The sequence below is a fragment of the Streptococcus sp. F0442 genome (genome assembly GCF_000314795.2).
Taxonomy (GTDB): Bacteria; Bacillota; Bacilli; order Lactobacillales; family Streptococcaceae; genus Streptococcus.
This window is the reverse complement of record NZ_KB373316.1, coordinates 95,106-112,957: the sequence shown is the minus strand read 5'-3', so window position 1 is coordinate 112,957 and position 17,852 is coordinate 95,106. Positions and strand designations below refer to the sequence as shown.

19 protein-coding genes are annotated in these 17,852 nt (G+C 42.7%); 3 read left to right on the top strand and 16 right to left on the bottom strand.

What is annotated here, in order from left to right:
- Positions 1-56: 56 nt before the first annotated feature.
- Entirely contained in the window at positions 57-914 is an 858-nt protein-coding gene (locus HMPREF9186_RS09520; protein ID WP_009732456.1) for an alpha/beta hydrolase, read from the bottom strand.
- Positions 901-2,193 carry a PTS transporter subunit EIIC gene (locus HMPREF9186_RS09515; RefSeq protein ID WP_009732455.1) on the bottom strand — a complete coding sequence of 431 codons (1,293 nt, stop codon included), beginning with the start codon at positions 2,191-2,193 and terminating at the stop codon, positions 901-903. Before HMPREF9186_RS09515 ends, HMPREF9186_RS09520 begins: the two co-directional genes overlap by 14 nt.
- Positions 2,194-2,505: 312 nt before the next feature.
- Between HMPREF9186_RS09515 and HMPREF9186_RS09510 the strand changes: the two genes are divergently transcribed.
- Complete coding sequence (locus tag HMPREF9186_RS09510; protein ID WP_009732454.1) at positions 2,506-3,900, top strand: MFS transporter; 1,395 nt, start codon at positions 2,506-2,508, stop codon at positions 3,898-3,900.
- Between the two features lie 194 nt (positions 3,901-4,094).
- Here HMPREF9186_RS09510 and HMPREF9186_RS09505 read toward each other — a convergent pair whose 3' ends face one another.
- Positions 4,095-4,946, bottom strand: coding sequence for a VOC family protein (locus tag HMPREF9186_RS09505; RefSeq protein WP_009732453.1), 852 nt, complete (start codon positions 4,944-4,946; stop codon positions 4,095-4,097).
- A 174-nt stretch (positions 4,947-5,120) separates the two neighbouring features.
- On the opposite strand from HMPREF9186_RS09505, the gene HMPREF9186_RS09500 reads away from it, so the two are divergent.
- Complete coding sequence (locus HMPREF9186_RS09500) at positions 5,121-5,816, top strand: VIT1/CCC1 transporter family protein (protein WP_009732452.1); 696 nt, start codon at positions 5,121-5,123, stop codon at positions 5,814-5,816.
- 194 nt (positions 5,817-6,010) lie between these two features.
- Here the strand turns inward: HMPREF9186_RS09500 and HMPREF9186_RS09495 are convergent, their stop codons facing one another.
- The 8 genes from HMPREF9186_RS09495 to HMPREF9186_RS09460 all read right to left on the bottom strand — a co-directional run bounded on the left by HMPREF9186_RS09495 (position 6,011) and on the right by HMPREF9186_RS09460 (position 12,204).
- The gene (locus HMPREF9186_RS09495) at positions 6,011-6,550 is read right to left on the bottom strand and encodes an NADPH-dependent FMN reductase (protein WP_009732451.1); all 540 of its coding nucleotides are present in this window, start codon (positions 6,548-6,550) and stop codon (positions 6,011-6,013) included.
- Between the two features lie 167 nt (positions 6,551-6,717).
- Positions 6,718-7,641: an L-lactate dehydrogenase gene (locus HMPREF9186_RS09490; protein ID WP_009732450.1), complete on the bottom strand. Its 924-nt coding sequence runs from the start codon at positions 7,639-7,641 to the stop codon at positions 6,718-6,720.
- A gap of 152 nt (positions 7,642-7,793) precedes the next feature.
- Positions 7,794-8,669, bottom strand: coding sequence for an Rpn family recombination-promoting nuclease/putative transposase (locus HMPREF9186_RS09485; protein WP_009732449.1), 876 nt, complete (start codon positions 8,667-8,669; stop codon positions 7,794-7,796).
- A gap of 82 nt (positions 8,670-8,751) precedes the next feature.
- Positions 8,752-10,482, bottom strand: a complete 1,731-nt coding sequence (locus HMPREF9186_RS09480) for a DUF2075 domain-containing protein (RefSeq protein ID WP_009732448.1) — start codon at positions 10,480-10,482, stop codon at positions 8,752-8,754.
- Positions 10,479-10,817, bottom strand: a complete 339-nt coding sequence (locus HMPREF9186_RS09475) for a nucleotide pyrophosphohydrolase (RefSeq protein ID WP_009732447.1) — start codon at positions 10,815-10,817, stop codon at positions 10,479-10,481. The genes HMPREF9186_RS09480 and HMPREF9186_RS09475 overlap by 4 nt, the downstream gene beginning before the upstream one ends.
- 126 nt (positions 10,818-10,943) lie before the next feature.
- Entirely contained in the window at positions 10,944-11,309 is a 366-nt protein-coding gene (locus HMPREF9186_RS09470) for a TIGR02328 family protein (protein ID WP_009732446.1), read from the bottom strand.
- Positions 11,310-11,687: a YbgA family protein gene (locus HMPREF9186_RS09465; RefSeq protein ID WP_003017122.1), complete on the bottom strand. Its 378-nt coding sequence runs from the start codon at positions 11,685-11,687 to the stop codon at positions 11,310-11,312.
- Between the two features lie 259 nt (positions 11,688-11,946).
- Positions 11,947-12,204, bottom strand: coding sequence for a SemiSWEET family transporter (locus HMPREF9186_RS09460; protein WP_003006102.1), 258 nt, complete (start codon positions 12,202-12,204; stop codon positions 11,947-11,949).
- Between the two features lie 279 nt (positions 12,205-12,483).
- Between HMPREF9186_RS09460 and HMPREF9186_RS09455 the strand changes: the two genes are divergently transcribed.
- Complete coding sequence (locus HMPREF9186_RS09455; protein ID WP_003012241.1) at positions 12,484-12,747, top strand: SemiSWEET family transporter; 264 nt, start codon at positions 12,484-12,486, stop codon at positions 12,745-12,747.
- 367 nt (positions 12,748-13,114) lie between these two features.
- Here HMPREF9186_RS09455 and HMPREF9186_RS09450 read toward each other — a convergent pair whose 3' ends face one another.
- The 5 genes from HMPREF9186_RS09450 to HMPREF9186_RS09435 form a co-directional block, all read right to left on the bottom strand.
- On the bottom strand, positions 13,115-15,100 hold the full coding sequence (locus HMPREF9186_RS09450; RefSeq protein WP_009732445.1) for an ABC transporter permease: 1,986 nt from the start codon (positions 15,098-15,100) through the stop codon (positions 13,115-13,117).
- A complete protein-coding gene (locus tag HMPREF9186_RS09445; RefSeq protein ID WP_009732444.1) occupies positions 15,101-15,859 on the bottom strand; it encodes an ABC transporter ATP-binding protein in 759 nt (252 codons plus the stop codon).
- Between the two features lie 15 nt (positions 15,860-15,874).
- Complete coding sequence (locus tag HMPREF9186_RS11705; RefSeq protein ID WP_009732443.1) at positions 15,875-16,003, bottom strand: hypothetical protein; 129 nt, start codon at positions 16,001-16,003, stop codon at positions 15,875-15,877.
- A 114-nt stretch (positions 16,004-16,117) separates the two neighbouring features.
- The gene (locus tag HMPREF9186_RS09440) at positions 16,118-17,092 is read right to left on the bottom strand and encodes a sensor histidine kinase (protein ID WP_009732442.1); all 975 of its coding nucleotides are present in this window, start codon (positions 17,090-17,092) and stop codon (positions 16,118-16,120) included.
- Positions 17,085-17,762, bottom strand: a complete 678-nt coding sequence (locus HMPREF9186_RS09435) for a response regulator transcription factor (RefSeq protein ID WP_009732441.1) — start codon at positions 17,760-17,762, stop codon at positions 17,085-17,087. Before HMPREF9186_RS09435 ends, HMPREF9186_RS09440 begins: the two co-directional genes overlap by 8 nt.
- Positions 17,763-17,852 lie beyond the last annotated feature (90 nt).

The following is a 17,852-nucleotide window of genomic DNA, read 5'->3' as shown; positions in this document are numbered from 1 at the left end:
CATACTGAACTTTATTATACTAAAAAAAGAGTGAGGAAGGAATCCCTTCTTCACACTTAGTTTTCTTTATTTGGTTTGGTTCTACGATCCATTTGACTTTCAATATGCTCTTTCACCAAGGCAACCACCTCATCATTGGTTGGAAGGTCCGAGTGCTGGGCATCTTCCCCCGTCACTGTGATCTCCGTATAACTAGCAGCTTGGTTTTGGTAGATATATTTCCCAGCAGAAACACTGGCGTCCGGGACCAACTCATCGGAATCATAGGTGATGGTTCCTGCTACTGAATACATATAAAGCGTATTAGGGATGGCTTCTTTTCCCTTAATAAAATCGGCCAACATCTCAGATTTGTTTTGAATATTGGTTTCCGTGAAATTATAGGGAGTTCCGATGGTCATGAGGGTCTTGAGATCCACATCATAATCTTCTAGATAATTTTCGATAAAGGCTGTATAAATCAAGCCCCCGTTAGAATGACCCAAGCCCTTGAAATTATTAAAATTGTATTTTTCTTGAAGGGCTTCAAAGGCTTGATTGAATAGTTTAGCCTGCTTTTTAATATTGCTATAGCCATCTTTGTTGTTTTCAAAACCAACCACAATCACTGGTTCATTGTCCTTGGCATCAATACTACCGCTATAGGTGATATTCCCATCATTCCATACCTTGACCTTGAGAAGACTGTGCTTGGTGCCTTGGCGGCCTTGGTTGAGCTTGGTCACTAAGCCATCAAAGCGGTTCTCTGTTGCTGAGCTTCCTGGAATCATGATGATGGGCGACAGTTTGGAATTATAAAATTTCTCGATTTTTGAAACATTGGTTCGAGTCCAGCTATAAGAAGGAATGGCTAAACCGATCAAGAAAAGACAGACCAAAGTGAGGACGATGGCTGTTTTTTTAGAGACTTTCATCGCTTTCTCCTTTCACTTTTAAATCTTTTCGAATACGATTTCCCATACGGACAAATGGTAGATAAAGGAGCACATCTATTACAAAACAAAGTATACTCACAGCTAAGGCTCTCAGACTTCCTCCCGTTCCAATGAAAGCATAGAGAAGGCTAGGAGTCCCATCCGGCACTGGATAGACGGCTGCTGGCATAAGTTTAAAGCACAAAGCCACAGCAGCGATGGCCATATTGACCAAGGGGATCAATAAGAAGGGAATCACATATAGAAGATTGAGCAGGACCGGAATCCCTACCATGAAGGGGGCACCGTTATTAAAGAGGCCTGGAAAAATACTGAGGAGACTAACTTTCTTGTCCTTTCGACTGTGGGAGACCAGTAAGATCACTACCAAAAGTGCTAGGACAGCGCCAATTCCAGCTACCATGCCAAAACTCCGATACAAATTGGTCAAAGTATAGAGATGAGGAATCCCCGTCGTTGTATGATGGGTCACAGCATAATTCAGATTTTCTAAAGCAAAACTGTCATCCGCAATTGAGTTTAGGGCAAAAGCCTGACTGTTGCCGACCCAAGCTGATAAGCCACTGAAGAGTCCCATGACAAAGGTGGACAGGAGATGATGACTGCTTATAGTCAGAGAACTAAAGAATTGACCGATCATTTGAAAAATACGGTACTGATTGCCAAGAAGGAGGAGAATATTCAGGCTAACCCCTAGAACCAAGGACAAGAAAATGGGACGCACAGTCTTGGGCTGATAGATAAAGTCTTTGTCCACAATCTGGTCGTCACTAGCCTTGGATAGTCGAAAGATCTGTCCGATTAGATAGCCTAAAACAATGGCTAAGAGGATATTGGTCGTCGCAGGTAAGTTGATTCGCGTCAGTTGTCCATCATTGAGTGGGCTCACCAATAATTCCTGAGACCCTACAATCAAGCTGACCAAAAGAGCAGTGACACCAGCTGTCCCCGTACTTCTACCATAGTGCCCAGCTGTATATTTCCCAGCAAAGTAAGTCGCTAAAGGCCCCGCTAGACCTCCTAGAAAGTTGGAAAAATTAATAAGAACTTGACTGACCACTTGATCCCATGGCAACCAACTATCCATCGAAAAGAGTTGATGAATATAGCCTGGACCAGAGAAGACCGATAAGGCGATCACCCGAACGATTCCTGAAAATAAGAAAAAAGGAAATAAGGAAACGAGTGTTTTCTGGGATATTTGAATTAAACTATTTTCTCGTAACCAAAAAAACTTCTGGACTAAATACTTGGCCATGGCGCCCCCTATTGGTGTGTTCACGTTGCTTGCTTTCTTCTTATTATATCATAGTGGTGAGCAATCCCTTTCATTTTTAGAAGCAGCATCTTTTGAGAATACTTTTAAAATTTTCACAATTTTTCAAAAACTCTTTGACAGGGTTCTTCATTTCCTCTATACTATTTGTTAGCTAACAAAACGATGAATCAGGTTAACGTCGGTCCTGCTATGCTCATAGCAATTGGATTTGACAGGAAATGAGATCGCTACAATGGATTTTCAGACCATTTTTACAACATTATAGGAAGATTTAGGAGGAATCAGACGTCTATGTCACAAGAAAAAATTTCAGCCAAGGTCTTGTTCGCGATCTTTGCGACAGGGATCCTGTCCTTTTGCGGGGTGGCTGGAGAAACTGCCATGAACATCACCTTTCCAATATTGATGAAGGAATTTGAGATCAACACCGCAACAGTCCAGTGGGTTACCACCATCTATCTTCTAGTGGTTGCCTGTGTGGTCCCCTTATCTGCTTATCTCAAGCGTTCCTTTAAAATGAAGTCCATCTTTTTAGTTGGAAATCTCCTATCTGTTTTAGGTGTTCTTATCGACTTCTTAGCTCCAAATTTTGGCTTTGTGGTCCTGGGGCGATTGGTCCAAGGAATGGGGGTTGGTTTTGCCCTCCCTCTGATGTTTAATATCATTTTAGAACAAGTCCCAAAACGTAAGATCGGTCTCATGATGGGAGTGGGGACCTTGATTACAGCCATTGCACCCGCTATTGGGCCTACTGTCGGGGGACTCTTAACCGCTAGCTTCGGCTGGCGGTCCATCTTTTTAGTTCAATTCCCGATCCTTTTGGCCTCACTAGTTGCAGGACTTCGCTCCATTGAGCAAATCAGTAAAGTCAAGAGGGAAACCTTTGATATCGGGAGCCTTCTTGCCATCATTGCCCTTTTCATAGGGTTGATTCTAGGTATTCATGGCCTAGCGGATCATGCGTTCTTCAGTTTTTCTGTGCTTGGTTGGCTGGTGATCGGAACCTTGGGACTGGTCCTTTTGGTCTGGCGGTCCAATCAGTTAGAGACTCCCATTATCAATCTTTCTATTTTGAAAAATCATCGTCTCACTGGCCATATTCTAGCCTTCTTCACCTTTCAATTAGGTTCTCTTGCCATGAGTTTTCTTCTTCCTAATTATGTCCAATTGGTCAACCACTCAAGCACGACGCTTGCAGCCTTGATGCTGCTTCCAGGAGCCATCATTGGAGCTGGTTTTGCTCCCTTCTCCGGTCTGATTCTAGATAAACTGGGGGCCCGCAAACCGATCCTCCTTGGAGCTGCTTTCATCCTTCTGGCCCATTTTCACTTTACCCTCTTGGGCCTGAAGCTGACAAATGGCTTGATTCTCATCTTTTACATGATCTTCATGACCGGTATGGGACTTGCCTTTGGCAATATCATGACAAACGGACAGAAACAACTCTCTCTGGAAGAGCAACCCGATGCGAACGCAATCTTTAATACCTTGCAACAATTTGCAGGTGCTGTTGGAACAACTCTGGCTTCCTTGATCGTTGCCATGAGCCAAGCCAATCAAAAGTTGGATTTCACCCAAGCCACAGCTAAAGGAAGTCGCAACGGTTTCATGGCCTTATTTGCCTTAGGTATTTTCCAACTCCTTCTCTTATTTTGGGTGGTGGGAAAAGATAATGAAACGAACTAATTTATCTCATTAAAAAGGGGTTGGGCAAAAAACTGTCCAACCTTCGATCTTTGATAGAAATAACTGTATGACGCAGTGGTTGATTGGCATCTTTGTTCGCTTGATTAAGCTCCAAAGAAGACCTAATCAACTTTGCGGGGGTGGGAAAACGAACTCTTCTAAATTAGTTGGAGTTCTTTCCCACTCCCTTTTTGTTATCCTTTTCTTACCCTCGTTACAATACCATCAGGATCTTCAAAAGAAAATTCACTAGATGTCACCCAGTTGATCGGAGCCCTTTGTGTTTTCGCTCTTTCTGCAATAACAACTAAGTCATCTTTGTTTGCCACTTCAACGACGTAATAGGCAAGTCCAGGAAATTCTGCTTTTCTCTTGTCCAAGTTTTTTCCACCCCACTCATTGACAGCTAGGTGATGGTGGTAATCTCCTGAGGCAATCCAGCTGGCCGATGGAATGGTGAACTTATTGGCTAGGCCCAAAACTGCTTGGTAGAAAGTTGTTGCTTGCTCGCTATCCTTGACCGATAAGTGGATATGCCCCATGCGGGTATCTGGCGCAATGACAAAAGGATCAACCTTGCGGCCCATGTCATAAATTTCTTGTGCTGAGAGTTCCTCTGTCACCCCAATGATGCGGCCATCATCCCGAATATCCCAGTCGGCAACAGGTTTATCTCTATAGAGTTCGATACCATTTCCTTCTGGATCTTCCAAATAAAGAGCTTCGCTATAGCCATGATCTGCTGCGCCAACAAAGGGATAGTTCAACTCCGCAATATGTTTAAACACATCTGCTAGATCCTCGCGAGACGGCAATAAAATCGCCATATGGTAAAGGCCATAAGACTCCTTAACATTCTCATCTCGTGGTGTTTGAAATAAGTGCACTAAGGGCTTTCCCCCAGCTCCCAAAAGTACATCTTGATCGGATTGCGACAGAATCATGAGGCCAAGGACTTGTGTATAAAAAGCGGTTTGTCGTGTCAAATCCTTAACATTTAGCACTGCTTCTGCGAGGTAAATCTTACTATTATATGTGTATGCCATATCTCCTCCTAGTTGTAAAATTGTTTGTTACATTGTATCTTTTTACGATGTACTGTCAACCGTTATATCATTTGTTTTATTAAATTGTCGAACTTTTATCATTTGAATGTAAGTACTTGCTTTCTTTCTGTTTTTTATTTATAATCATTCTAAATAAGATAAAGGAGACATTGTATGACTGAAATGAAACATGGAGTAGATGAATCATTTGGCGATCGCTTGAATATCTTAAGAGCTGCGGTTCTAGGGGCCAATGATGGAATCATTTCTATCGCTGGAGTGGTGATCGGGGTGGCCAGTGCCACGCATAACATCTGGATCATTTTCTTATCTGGCTTGTCTGCAATTCTGGCCGGTGCCTTTTCGATGGCGGGTGGTGAGTATGTTTCTGTTTCCACACAAAAAGACACGGAAGAAGCTGCTGTGAACCGCGAACAAGCCTTATTGGATCGCGATCCAAAGTTAGCTAGAGAATCTCTCTACCATGCTTATCTTGAAAATGGAGAATGCGAAACTTCAGCAAAAATTCTGACAGAGCGGGCCTTTCTGAAACACCCCCTCAAAGCCTTGGTCGAAGAGAAATACGGCATTGAATACGAAGAATTTACCAATCCTTGGCATGCAGCTGCATCTAGCTTCCTTGCTTTTTCTATTGGTTCCCTTCCTCCAATGCTCTCTATCATTCTCTTTCCAGCTAACTATCGCATTCCAGTGACAGTCTTCGTTGTTGGACTATCCTTGATCTTCACTGGCTATACCAGTGCGAAACTAGGAAAAGCACCAACCAAGCCAGCCATGCTTCGCAACCTGATCATTGGCCTCCTTACCATGGGAGTAACCTATTTCTTTGGACAACTCTTTAGTATCTAAAAAAGCTGAGACTTTTGTCTCAGTTTTCAGATCGTAGACAACCCCTACCAGCAATAGAAACATTGCCATTTTGTAGGTTGGACACCATAGAATGAAAACTCTTAGGAATGCTGATATAGCGCTATTCGTAAGAGTTTTTTACTTTCTCTATTTTTTAAAAAAACTGAAGAAAATTGTCCAAAATGGACTTTTTCTTATGCTTCTAACAGAGCTTGTGCTTGTTTTTTCAATCCTTCCACTGCTTCATCTGTCAAGATCAATTCACCTGTTGCCCAGGCTTCTGGGTTCACGGTTGTTCCTGTGAAGTCACCCACTACTTGAGTCCGAACGAATGGTAAGAGGGCTTGGTAAGCCGCAAACATTGGCTCGTGTCCTGCATTAGCGACTGAAGAGACGGTTACGATCTTGTCTTGGAGGGCAGATGGGCCACGAGTTTCTGACAGATCAAGGGCACGGCTAAGCCAGTCGATCAGGTTTTTCACTACACCTGGAATGGCAAAGTTATAAACTGGTGAGAAGATCCAAATCGCATCTGCCGCAAGGACCGCATCACGCGCTGCTTGTACCGCTGGCAAGGTTGGCGTTTCTAAATCTTGGTTAAACAAAGGGATGTCCTTGTAGTGCAAGTAAGTCACTGTTGCTTTTCCTTCAAGAAGGCTTTCTGCTTTCTGCGCCATTTGATGGTTGAAAGATCCTTGACGAAGGGATCCGACGATAAATAAAATGTTTTTCATAGTTATTACCTCTTTTGTTGTAAGATTATTTGTTACAAGTAATATTATACATACCATAGATGTAATGTCAAGAATTACAACTTGGAATTTACTAAGCTTTATTAAATTCACTAAGCAAGGGCTAAGACAATTGAGAGGCTAGGACTTTTGTCCCAGCCTCCTCTCTTTTATGCATGCTCCAGCCCTTTTTTTGTGTTTTCCTTGATGGTTTCGGCTGAATGGAGTAATTTTTCTTTTTCTTCTTCTGTCAAATGCAAGTCCAATCGTTCAATAATTCCTTTTCCACCTACAATCGCTGGATAGCCAAGATAGGTTCCATATTCTGGACGATAGTTAGAGACTGGCATTTCCTCGTGGCTATCATTGATCACAGCTTCTGCTAAGCGTTGGGCTGCTGCAGCAATCCCAAAATTGGTATAGAATTTGCCAAAAAAGACAGTATGACCACCACGCAAGGACTCGTAGTTGATGGCGTCCAGCTCTTCTTGAGAGAAGAGATCGGTGATAGCGTGTCCTTTGACACGGACCTGACTCCAAGCAACAAATTGAGAATTTCCATGCTCACCGAGGTTATAGCCAGATACACTAGCAGGAGATACCTGCAAACGATCGGCGACTGCGCGCTTCATCCGAGCTGTATCCAGCAAGGTTCCTGTCCCAATCACCTGCTCTTTTGGAAGGCCGGTATATTGTTGATAGAGTTGAGTAACCGCATCGACCGGATTGGTCACTACCAATAAGACCCCACTAAAGCCAGAAGCCTTCAAATCACGCGCTACTTGCACCACTTGCTTGCTAGTAAAAGGAAGCTCCGCAAAACGGTCATCCGTGTTATTGGCCTGCAACTCGATATTTCCAAGAGTCGACACCACGACATCCGCATCTACTAAGGCCGAATAGTCATTGACCGTGATATGAACCGGATACCCCGTATTGGCAACTGTATCACAGAAATCCAAGGCATCTGCCTTGACCTTTTTCTCATTGGTATCAATCAAGACCAAGTGATCACAGGTGTGTTTCAAAATCATGCTGTGGGCCAAGGTCGCACCCACATGCCCCAAACCAATAATACCAATTTTTCTTGTCATCAGAATCCTCTTTTCTAGTATCGATCACACTGTTGGTGAGGATAGCTCTTTGTTGACTCTATTCTACCACAATTCTAGAAAGGCGGATTGAAAAAACGGGAAAATTTTCAAGTTTTTTCAAAAAGAAAAGAGGCAGCGCCTCTTTTAACGACTCAAGAAAGAAGAGTCTCAATCTCTTCAAGCGACAAACCTGTCATATCTGAGATAAACTCAGGTGTCATTCCTCGTGAGATCATTTCGCACACTAACTGTTTACGACCTTGTTCCAGACCTTCTTCTCGCGCTTCATCAATCGCCGTCTCCAGGGTCATATCATAATTTTCTTGAATGCGAATACGCTCGTCTATCATGGTCTTTTCCTCCTTGGTCCAGCTAGATGAATCTAATAATGAATCTGCGTGAGCAACTGCCTGACTGGGAGCTTTTGTAAAGGGAAGATTCCCAAAAAACTCCAACCATTGTCTGCCTGCATCTGTCAGGTTCTCATCTTTATTATACTTGTCTAGCTCTAAAAAGGCAACCTGCAGAAGATTTTGGTGCTTGCCATTTTTATAATAGGCCTTGAGTTGCTTGCCAGAGCGGCTATTGGTCAGCCAGTATTTGTTGATAGCGGCCTCTTCGTCTAGTAAGAGCGACTTCTCCAAAATCGCAATCCCATAGACGGGCTCCATCTGCTCGTACATCTTATGTGTCTGTCCTTGCTGGCGCAGTTTTTGCACATTCTCCACCAGCTGATTGGCCAAATAGTAATGGAACCGATTCAAGAAATACTGCTGCTTGCGAATCTGGATCTCGATGATCACCTCGGTTCCATCATGGAGCTTGGCTCTCACATCCACCGCAGTGGAGAACAAGTCATCCTCCTCATAAGCCATATTGTGGGGCTGGCTTCCCTCCACAATCTGAGCGTCTGCTACATCCAGCTCTAAAATATCTCGAATAAATGCTGCCGTCACCTCTGGCAAACTAAAAATCTTCTTGGCCATAATGTCCAAGGTCGGCGATACATGCGCGTGTCTTTTCTGCATCCCTGCTCCTTTTCGATAAAAAATAGAGGGAAGATCCCTCTACTTCTATTATTCGAAAAAAATTTGGGAAATAAGAAGCATCTTATCTTGTCGCCTTTTTTAATGCTTGTTGAAGTTCTTCATCAACCGCATAGACGTATAGCCCGTTAACTCCACGGGTTAACAAAACATTTAACTCATTTCGCAATAATGTTTCTCCGTAATTAATCATTTCACCTGATTCAAGTTTTCTGTTTTGAACAGCACTTTTATTTTTGCTTTCACTTATATCAAAAATAATTTTCCCTTCTCTATATTTGACAGATGGGCCAATGATAACTCCCACATAATTTAGATCAAATCCCTGAACGGTAAACGTTGAGCCAATTTCATGAATCGTTTGAGACTGCTCTATCCAGGATAAATGTTTAGATTCTTTTTCTTTTGCAAGTTGTCTGTTCCACGGACAAGACCAGTCTCCGATACGGACACACCAATAGTCAGAATCCTTCGGTTTTGATTGACTACTATATTCCCAATCATAGGTTGCTGTTAAGCGTGAAATCCCTAAACTCTGATTATCATTTTTTTCCATGATTGCACTTTGAAGTTCCTCAGGAGAGTCAAAAACTCTAATATCATAATCATTATCAATTGGAACCTCATTTACAACTCCAGCATCAATCAGGTTTCTTATCCATTCAACTGTTTCTTTTGTTGCATGGATACGCATTTGGTTATGTAGTGTAATGAGATTTCCTTTTAAATTGGCTTCATGCTCCAATTTCAAGAAAGCATCATCTGTCCATATTTGGGATTTATTCATGATCTGATTTTCATCATAAACTAACACGACCACTTTAGATTTAGCGAGTAAATCATTTAAATGATTCCCGCCTAAATAGGCTTGATTTTTTGCAGTCAATAACAAGTGACCTTCATCAACCACTACAATTCCAGCATCAGTTTTTTCTTTTTTCAGAGCATTTAAAAATTGAGTTGGTTTCATCACAACATTAATATTTGATCCACTCTTCCATTCTAATTTTTTCTCAATTTCTTGGTAAACACTGAGTTGGTCATCATGATTCACAACTAGATTGATATCATTATTTTCACGAATCATCTGAATATCTTCAGAATTCAACAAATCATCAACGAGAGAACTCATCAAAACTGTTTTTCCTGCACCAGCATCACCCTTTACTAAAATTAAAACTCCTGTTTTATTTCTACTGATAACAGAGGTGATTTTTAGCAAAATTTCATTTTTGGCCTTTACTTGTTCATCCGTTAACTTGTGAAATGGAGAGGATTTAAATATCGCTGAATTTCGAATAAAGCTTTCTGCTGGAAATAAATAGTGGTTTTTCCGATTTAGGCTTCTCCAAATCTTTGAAAAAATCTCGTCCAATTCCTCAGAAGTATAGTATTGATTTTGAGGATTCCCTCTTCTATTTTGAACACGTTCAACCTGTTCAACACTTGAAAGATAGAGCATTAATTTATTCTCAATATCCAATGTCAATGATTTATTAAAATGGTTATGCCCAATGACAAACATTTTAGAAGTTTTAGATTGTTCAAATTGTCGCCAATCTTCTCTATCCTTCTTTATATCATCTGACAAATGCTGATTTGTTCTTCGAATAATATCTGTTGTTTCTCCAACATATACGCTATACTTATTTTTAGTTTCATCATTTACGATATATACAGTTGGGTAATCAAAAATGAGCTTAGAATGTTTTGGTGCAATTGTTTCTTTTAATTGATCAAATGTTCGACTTGAATAGTCGATTTCTATGACTACAGGTGACTGAATGTTGCTCATTTTTTCTCCAAGTCCGTATATTTTTTATTGCTACCCTTACTCAATTCTACAGGATATTTTTTTGAATTTATATCCATTTTCTCTTTTATAATTTCTTCTACATCCAGATTCAAATTATCTGCCAACATTAAAGAATACATAAAAACATCCGCAAGCTCTTCTTTGATATCTTGCAATGATTTTTCAACTACCTCCTCTGATTGTTTCCATTGAAAAAGTTCCAACAATTCGCTTGCTTCTAATGAAATCGAAATGGCTAGATCTTTTTCATTATGAAACTTTCTCCAGTCACGTTCATCTCTAAATTGATTAATTAAGTCGATTAATTCCTTCATCCGTCTATCCTTTTCCTGTGCATAATCTCCTATTATTATAGCATGTTTGAGAAAGAAATTAACGCTTTCAAAGCATTTTGTTGGTTTTTCGCGCAAAAAAACGAACCTGGTCTGGTCCGTTCTTTCTTAATCTAAATAAATCCCTTTTTCTGCTAGATTGTCTAGACATTCTTGTAGGTAAGTTTCCTGATGCTCGGGATAGATGGGTGTGCTCAATGCTTCCTCTTCCAGCTCTGGATAGGCTGGACAGTTCTTGCCTCGGTAGGTCGACTCCCACCACTCTGGGCTGACCTTATAGCCACGAGCGGTCATCTCCTCCATGATTAGTCGGTGATAGGCATAGAGACGATAGGGAGAGTAGTCAAAGACATAGTTGACCGTCGCGTGCTTCTTGCCCCAGCCATTGCCTCGAAGAGCGCAGCATTCCCGGTGTTGGCCCAGGAGCTGGGGACGAGGAAGTTTGGGAATCAAGTCTTGGTGCCAGAGTCTCATCTATTGACCTCCTAGTAGCGTCGAGTCTTGTAAGTAGCGATTCGGGTAGCGCTCTAGGAGCGTCTGGATCCCCTTGATGAGATCCTCTTGACTAGCTTGTCCATGCTGATATTTCTCAAGTAGCAGCATGAAGTCAGCCTTTTCCTCAGGAGTCGCCTGCTTTTTAAAATAACCCCAGATATGCTGGAAGGCATTGGAGACCTGACCACGATTTTCCGGCAAGGCCAGCGCTTGCTGGATCAGGTCCTCGACGTGGCTGACCTCCACCTGGTCTTGCTTGAGGTATTCTCGAATCTCCTTGTAAATGTTGCTGGAATGACTGAGCACCAGGTATTTATTTTTCGCCCATAGGACTTGGCAGTGATGTTTTTGATCCACTCTTGTCTCCTTTTGATCTTCTCTATGAATAGTCCTCCCATTATACCATGGAAATGATTCATTCCACCAAAAAGAGGCTGGGACAAAAGTCCTGGCCTCTCAATTGTCTTTGGATTGTCAAGCAAAGACGCAGTGGTTGAGTGGGCTCTACTACGCTGATTTCATCAGCTTTTAAGCCCTACTCAACTGTGCGGAGGTGGGACGACGAAATCGAATTCTAACGAATTACCGATTTCTGTCCCACTCTCTCTTTCATTAATTACAAGGCTGTGATCGCTGTGATCAAACCAAAGATGATACCTGGAGCATTGGCTGCAGCAAGTGGGATATCGCGTTCTTTTTTGAAGAGTCCGTAGTAAACCCAAAGACTACAGTTGATGGCTGCGACAAGGGGTTGAACAAAGTTTCCTTTGTGACCTGCGAGGTTATCCATGATTTGTGGGAAGTAAGACACATACATCATAACAGACATAAAGGTCGCAACCCAACCAAGAATTTTCATTTGTTTTTCATTCATTTTCAAAATACCTTTCATTTTTTGAGTACGCACTATTCTACCTTTTGTCTTTTACAAATTCAAGTGCTTTTTTCAAATGTTACCAAACTGTAAAGTGTCACAATCTTGTGATTTTGCAGGAAGATGGATTTCTTTTCGAGGGAATATTCTCTCTAATTGTTGTTTTTAGATATATTGTCTAATTTTGTGGAAATGTAATCATTTTCATCTCGAATAACATGCAAATTAATTGCATTTTCTTCCTACTTATGCTATTTTGATACACAGAGGTAAAATTTTATGAATAAACAAAAAATCAACCAAATCGTTGGCTCGATCGGTGCCTTTATTGGGATTATCGTTTTCATTGCCTACATCCCACAAATTATTGCTAATTTACAGGGAAATAAGGCCCAACCTTTCCAACCCTTGTCAGCTGCTATTTCTTGCTTGATCTGGGTCATTTATGGTTGGACAAAGGAACCTAAAAAAGACTGGATTTTGATCATTCCGAATTCGGCAGGTGTCATCCTAGGGGGATTGACTTTCCTTACATCACTTTAATAGAAAGTGAACAAAGACTGAACTCTACGGGTTCAGTCTTTTTTGTGTATCCCTTTGAAAAACAAAAACAATCGCAGTCGGTTTTCGTACAAAAAAGCCCGCTATGAGCAAGCTAAAAAAATTGACAATTCTTTTCTTTGAATAACCTATGCTGGATTATTGTGCAAAAATATCCAAATAATATCTGATTATTATTAGAGTATATTGAAACTTTCCGCTGTGAGAAAAGTGCCTGAAATAATTATGTTTCAGGCACTCGGAATTATTGAGACCTTAGGCTCAATAATTAGTCATGGAACTTCTTCGAAGTTCGCTGACGTCCGTACTCACCTAAGGAAAGTTTCTAATTTAATTTGAGTTTCTTTTCCTAAATCTGCACAATCTTACGATAACTCCGAGAGGTGATCCAAAAGACGATCAGGTAGGTGATAAGAAAGACAGCACAGACACTGAGGGTGACGACGAGGACTTGGCCACTATTAATCACGCCAAGGGCTTTGAGGATCAGGCGGATCATATGGTAGGCAAAGGCCAGGTGGACAAAGGCAAAGATGAGGGGAAGGAAGAAGACGGTCCGCACTTGACGGTTGATGGTCCGTTTGACCTCATCTTCATCAAGTCCCACCTGTTGGAGGATGACAAAGCGGTCACGGTCTTCATAGCCTTCTGAAATTTGCTTGTAGTAGATAACGATGACTGTTCCGACCATAAAGATCAATGACAAGAAAATACCGATAAAGAAGATGCCACCAAAGAGGCTATTCATTTCTCTCACATTATATGCTCGATTGCCTCCATAGACAAATGTTCCTTGGCCCTGTTGGCTGCTCAATTCATCGATCATCTTGTCATAGCTGGCTGCCAGCTTGAGTTGCTGGTCTTCGTCAACATTGACATTGAAACCACCATAGATTTGGGTAACGACAGCAAGGTTCGGAAACTTGGCAACAAAGGCTGAAAGGTCAGGTACGATCAGGTAATTGAAATCCTCCGTCAGCATGTTAAAGATGTTTGGGACATGATCCGTGATAAAATCCTTGGTCACTTCTTCCTTGATTTGGAAGTCTTGCCCATTGATGGTGAACTGTTTCTGCCCTGTCAGAGCCTGGTTATGGGCAAAGAGAACGACTTGGTTGCCGGCCAGATCAACGTGTTCTCCGGTCATTTGCTCATAGCTAGCTGCATCAAAGACCAGAAAGACTGTCCGCGGTCTGACATCGCGTTCATCATCAGGATAGACCGTGAAGTCTGTGCCCTTTTGTGATTCGACCCCAAAGGTGGCATAGTTCACCAGGTCACGATTTTTGATCTCAAGATGATGCTCAGAAGCAAATTCATCAAACTTCTGGTTGATTTGCTCCAGGTCCACCCCTTTTCCTTGAATGGAGAAATCATGTGGATTCATGATTTTCTTGATCATTTCGCCACCGACATAGATGTTGGTGGCAGCAGAGATCGTCACCAGCACCATGGTCGAGAGGATGGCAATGGTCGCAAGGCCCACCGCATTTTTCTTCATGCGATAGATAAGGTTAGAGACCGAGATCATGTTGTTGGGTTGGTAATAATAGTTCTTCTTTTTCTTAAGAAGATGCAAGAAGACGGTGATCCCCGCATTAAAGAGTAAGTAGGTCCCGATCATAACCAAGACAACGGCTAGAAAGAAGATCAAAATCGCAGACATGGGGTCTTTGACTGACAAAGCCAGGTAGTAGCCAAAACCGAGAGAGGCTAAGCCCAGGATGGTTTGGGGCCACAAGAAGCGGGCTTTCTTTTCACCACTAGCCTTCTCACGCGTCAATTGCAGGGCATTCAAACGGAGAATGCGCCAAGCATTGAGAAAAACTAAGAGGCCAAAGATGAGACCAAAGGTGACAAAGACCAAGATGACAATCCCAGGTTGGAAGGTAGATACCAGCTGAACCTTCATCTTCATCAGTTTCAAGAGAAAGGCAAAGATCAGCTTGTCAAAGAGAGCCCCGATCAAGACACCGGCTGAGATAGTCACAAAGCCAAAGATCAAGAGTTCCTTGAAGATCATGCTGATGAGATGGCGTTTCTCAAGGCCTAGCATACTGTAAATTCCCAACTCCTTGGAGCGGTTTTTCATGACAAAGCTATTGGCATAGAGCACGATGATAGCCCCCGCAACATTTACCACGAACAGTCCCAATCCAAGGGTGAAGAGGATGGGAGATCCCCCTCGAAGCTCGTGAATATGGGGATTAAAGGTCAGGGAGTCAAAGAGGTAGGCGATGGTCACTGCGAGAATGATTGCAATCGCAAAGGGATAATAGAGCTTGCGGTTCTTGATCAGATTGGAGCAAGCTAATTTAGTGGTTAATCGAAACATCTACCCCACCTCACTTGCCATGACTGTCAGAGTATCTGAGATTTCTTGGAACATCTGACGCTCTGTCTTTTCCCCGCGGAAGATCTGGTTGTAGAGGATCCCGTCCTTGATAAAGAGCACGCGCTTGGCCCTCGCTGCTGCGGCGGTCGAATGGGTCACCATGAGAATGGTTTGCCCCATGCTATTGATGTCTTCAAAGACATCGAGCAACGCAGCCGAGGACTTAGAATCCAGCGCCCCTGTTGGTTCATCGGCAAGGAGGATTTCAGGTGAGGTGATGATGGCCCGTGCTACAGCCACCCGTTGTTTTTGCCCACCAGAGATTTCGTAGGGATATTTCTCAAGAAGCTGGTGAATGCCCAGTTCCCGACTCACGCTATCCACCTTACTCATCATTTCCTTGACGGGTCTGCGTGAGAGGACGAGAGGGAGAAGGATATTGTCCTTGACGGACAAGGTATCGAGCAGATTAAAGTCTTGAAAGACAAATCCTAGTTTTTCCCGACGGAAGCTCGAGGCATCCTTGTTCTTGATAGTTGAAGTATCGGTACCGTTGAGATAGACCCGCCCTTCGGTCGGCTGGTCCAGCATGGCTAGGATATTGAGGAGGGTCGATTTCCCGGACCCTGATTCCCCCATGATGGCAACGTATTCGCCATTTTCCACGGTAAAATGAATGTCCTTTAGGGCTTCAACCTGCGTCCCTTGAAAGCGGGTTTTGTAGATTTTTTTGATGTGTTGAACGTCTAGCAATGACATACTTTTCTCCTTTTACTAGTAGATCAAGAAAAATTCTTGGGTTTGTTGCAGGACTTGGAGACCAAATTCCGTCTTTTCCAGATCGGTTTGCTCATTTGGTTTCTTAATCTTTTTGGGTTCTTTCATCCATTTCAAGAGTTTCATTTTCTTGACCTCCTTCATTTGATGAGACTATTGTATAAAAAATAAAAGGCGGCTACCATAACCTAACCTTTCATTTTACCGTTTATTTCTTACATTTTTGTAAGATGGAAAAAACTAATCCATGACCAACTTCTTCTCTTCAAAGCGAATAGCGACGGTTGTGCCTTGGCCAACCTCTGAGTGGAGGCTAATTTTGTGGCCCAATTGCTCTGCAATTTTCTTAGACAGATAGAGCCCCAGCCCTGAGGATTGCTGGGTCATGTGGCCATTGTAACCGGAGAAGCCCCGCTCAAATACGCGGAGGACATCGCTATTTTTGATTCCAATCCCGCTGTCCTTTATATAGAGGGTCTGGTCTTTGAAATAGATCTCAATTCCACCTGTACTGGTATACTTGAGGCTATTGGACAGCAATTGCTCTATGATGACCAAGAGCCACTTGCGATCGGTAATGACGGCGACATCCAAATCATGCAGGTCCACTGTCAAGTTCTTTTGGATAAAAAAGAGGGCATATTTGCGGACCACTTCTTTGACCAAGTCCTCTAGCGACACGCGCTTTAAGACCAGATCGTCATGAAAACTCTCCAATCGCAGGTACTGCAGAACCAGATTGGCATAGGAGTCAATTTTGAAAAGCTCCTGCTCCATCTGCTGCTTGACAATAGGTGTCTCGACATCTTGGACCAAGAGCTGGCTAGCTGCAATGGGCGTCTTAATCTGGTGAACCCAGAGGGTGTAGTAATCCATCAGGTCATTGAACTTGGCCTGGGCTACTTTGCCTTGCTCCAGGCGCGCCTGTTGTTCTTCTGTATATTTTTCATAAAGGAGATGTTCCAGTGGTGAGGCAAGCTCTATTTCCTCATACAGCAAGGCTTTGCGGTACTCTTGAAAGGTCATAGCGAAATCCCAGATCAAGATACAGAGGGTAAAAAATCCTAGCATCAGAGTTGCATAGAGGAAAACTGTCCCCGTCTCTGGAAAGAGAAAGGCAAAGACCAAATCGACCATCAAAAAGATGACCACTAGATAGAGCAGGCGCCTGCGGGATACCACATACTGCCAAAAGATGTTCCCATATTTATTCATGGATTAACCCATAACCGATGCCTTTCTTGGTTTCGATGAAGTTTGACAAGCCAGCCTCTTCTAATTTCTTGCGAAGGCGGGCCACATTGACAGACAAGGTATTATCATCAATAAAGAAGTCGCTATTCCAGAGTTCTTTCATCATATCATCGCGCGCCACAATACTGCCCGCATGCTCAAACAGGACGCGCAGGATCTGAAATTCATTCTTGGTCAACTTGATGACTTCCCCTTCATACACCAAGTCCGTGGACTTGAGATTGAGGATGGCTCCCCGGTGCTCCAGCAGATATTGATCTGTGCCAAATTCGTAAGAGCGACGCAAGAGCCCTTGGACTTTGGCAAGGAGCACATTTTGATCAAAAGGCTTGGTGACAAAATCGTCTCCACCCATATTGATGGCCATGACAATATCCATGGCTTGATCCCGTGAAGAAAGAAACATAATCGGAACCTTTGAAACCTTGCGAATCTCCTGGCACCAGTGGTACCCATTGTAGAGAGGAAGGCCAATATCCATGAGGATCAAGTGGGGGTCGGTTTCGACAAAGATCCCGAGGACGTCCATAAAATCCTCGACTGCGACCACTTCATAGCCCCATTGTTCCAATAATTGTTTGACCTGTTGGCGGATAATGTCATCATCTTCGACTAAGAGAATTTTATGCATGGTTTTCTTTCCTTCTTTTTTCTTCTTCCTATTATAACAGATTAAGAAGCAGAGAAAAAGGCTGTTTCAGAGGGAAAGAAGATCTCACTC

What these genes read in the sequence shown, in the direction of transcription:
- HMPREF9186_RS09470 (WP_009732446.1), bottom strand. Translation starts at nt 11,309, where the DNA reads ATGAGACTCTGGCACCAAGACTTGATTCCCAAACTTCCTCGTCCCCAG.
- HMPREF9186_RS09445 (WP_009732444.1), bottom strand. Translation starts at nt 15,859, where the DNA reads ATGTCATTGCTAGACGTTCAACACATCAAAAAAATCTACAAAACCCGC.
- HMPREF9186_RS09485 (WP_009732449.1), bottom strand. Translation starts at nt 8,669, where the DNA reads ATGCAGAAAAGACACGCGCATGTATCGCCGACCTTGGACATTATGGCC.
- HMPREF9186_RS09490 (WP_009732450.1), bottom strand. Translation starts at nt 7,641, where the DNA reads ATGACAAGAAAAATTGGTATTATTGGTTTGGGGCATGTGGGTGCGACC.
- HMPREF9186_RS11705 (WP_009732443.1), bottom strand. Translation starts at nt 16,003, where the DNA reads ATGAAACTCTTGAAATGGATGAAAGAACCCAAAAAGATTAAGAAACCA.
- HMPREF9186_RS09450 (WP_009732445.1), bottom strand. Translation starts at nt 15,100, where the DNA reads ATGTTTCGATTAACCACTAAATTAGCTTGCTCCAATCTGATCAAGAAC.
- HMPREF9186_RS09475 (WP_009732447.1), bottom strand. Translation starts at nt 10,817, where the DNA reads ATGAAGGAATTAATCGACTTAATTAATCAATTTAGAGATGAACGTGAC.
- HMPREF9186_RS09435 (WP_009732441.1), bottom strand. Translation starts at nt 17,762, where the DNA reads ATGCATAAAATTCTCTTAGTCGAAGATGATGACATTATCCGCCAACAG.
- HMPREF9186_RS09455 (WP_003012241.1), top strand. Translation starts at nt 12,484, where the DNA reads ATGAATAAACAAAAAATCAACCAAATCGTTGGCTCGATCGGTGCCTTT.
- HMPREF9186_RS09505 (WP_009732453.1), bottom strand. Translation starts at nt 4,946, where the DNA reads ATGGCATACACATATAATAGTAAGATTTACCTCGCAGAAGCAGTGCTA.
- HMPREF9186_RS09495 (WP_009732451.1), bottom strand. Translation starts at nt 6,550, where the DNA reads ATGAAAAACATTTTATTTATCGTCGGATCCCTTCGTCAAGGATCTTTC.
- HMPREF9186_RS09460 (WP_003006102.1), bottom strand. Translation starts at nt 12,204, where the DNA reads ATGAATGAAAAACAAATGAAAATTCTTGGTTGGGTTGCGACCTTTATG.
- HMPREF9186_RS09500 (WP_009732452.1), top strand. Translation starts at nt 5,121, where the DNA reads ATGACTGAAATGAAACATGGAGTAGATGAATCATTTGGCGATCGCTTG.
- HMPREF9186_RS09520 (WP_009732456.1), bottom strand. Translation starts at nt 914, where the DNA reads ATGAAAGTCTCTAAAAAAACAGCCATCGTCCTCACTTTGGTCTGTCTT.
- HMPREF9186_RS09480 (WP_009732448.1), bottom strand. Translation starts at nt 10,482, where the DNA reads ATGAGCAACATTCAGTCACCTGTAGTCATAGAAATCGACTATTCAAGT.
- HMPREF9186_RS09440 (WP_009732442.1), bottom strand. Translation starts at nt 17,092, where the DNA reads ATGAATAAATATGGGAACATCTTTTGGCAGTATGTGGTATCCCGCAGG.
- HMPREF9186_RS09515 (WP_009732455.1), bottom strand. Translation starts at nt 2,193, where the DNA reads ATGGCCAAGTATTTAGTCCAGAAGTTTTTTTGGTTACGAGAAAATAGT.
- HMPREF9186_RS09510 (WP_009732454.1), top strand. Translation starts at nt 2,506, where the DNA reads ATGTCACAAGAAAAAATTTCAGCCAAGGTCTTGTTCGCGATCTTTGCG.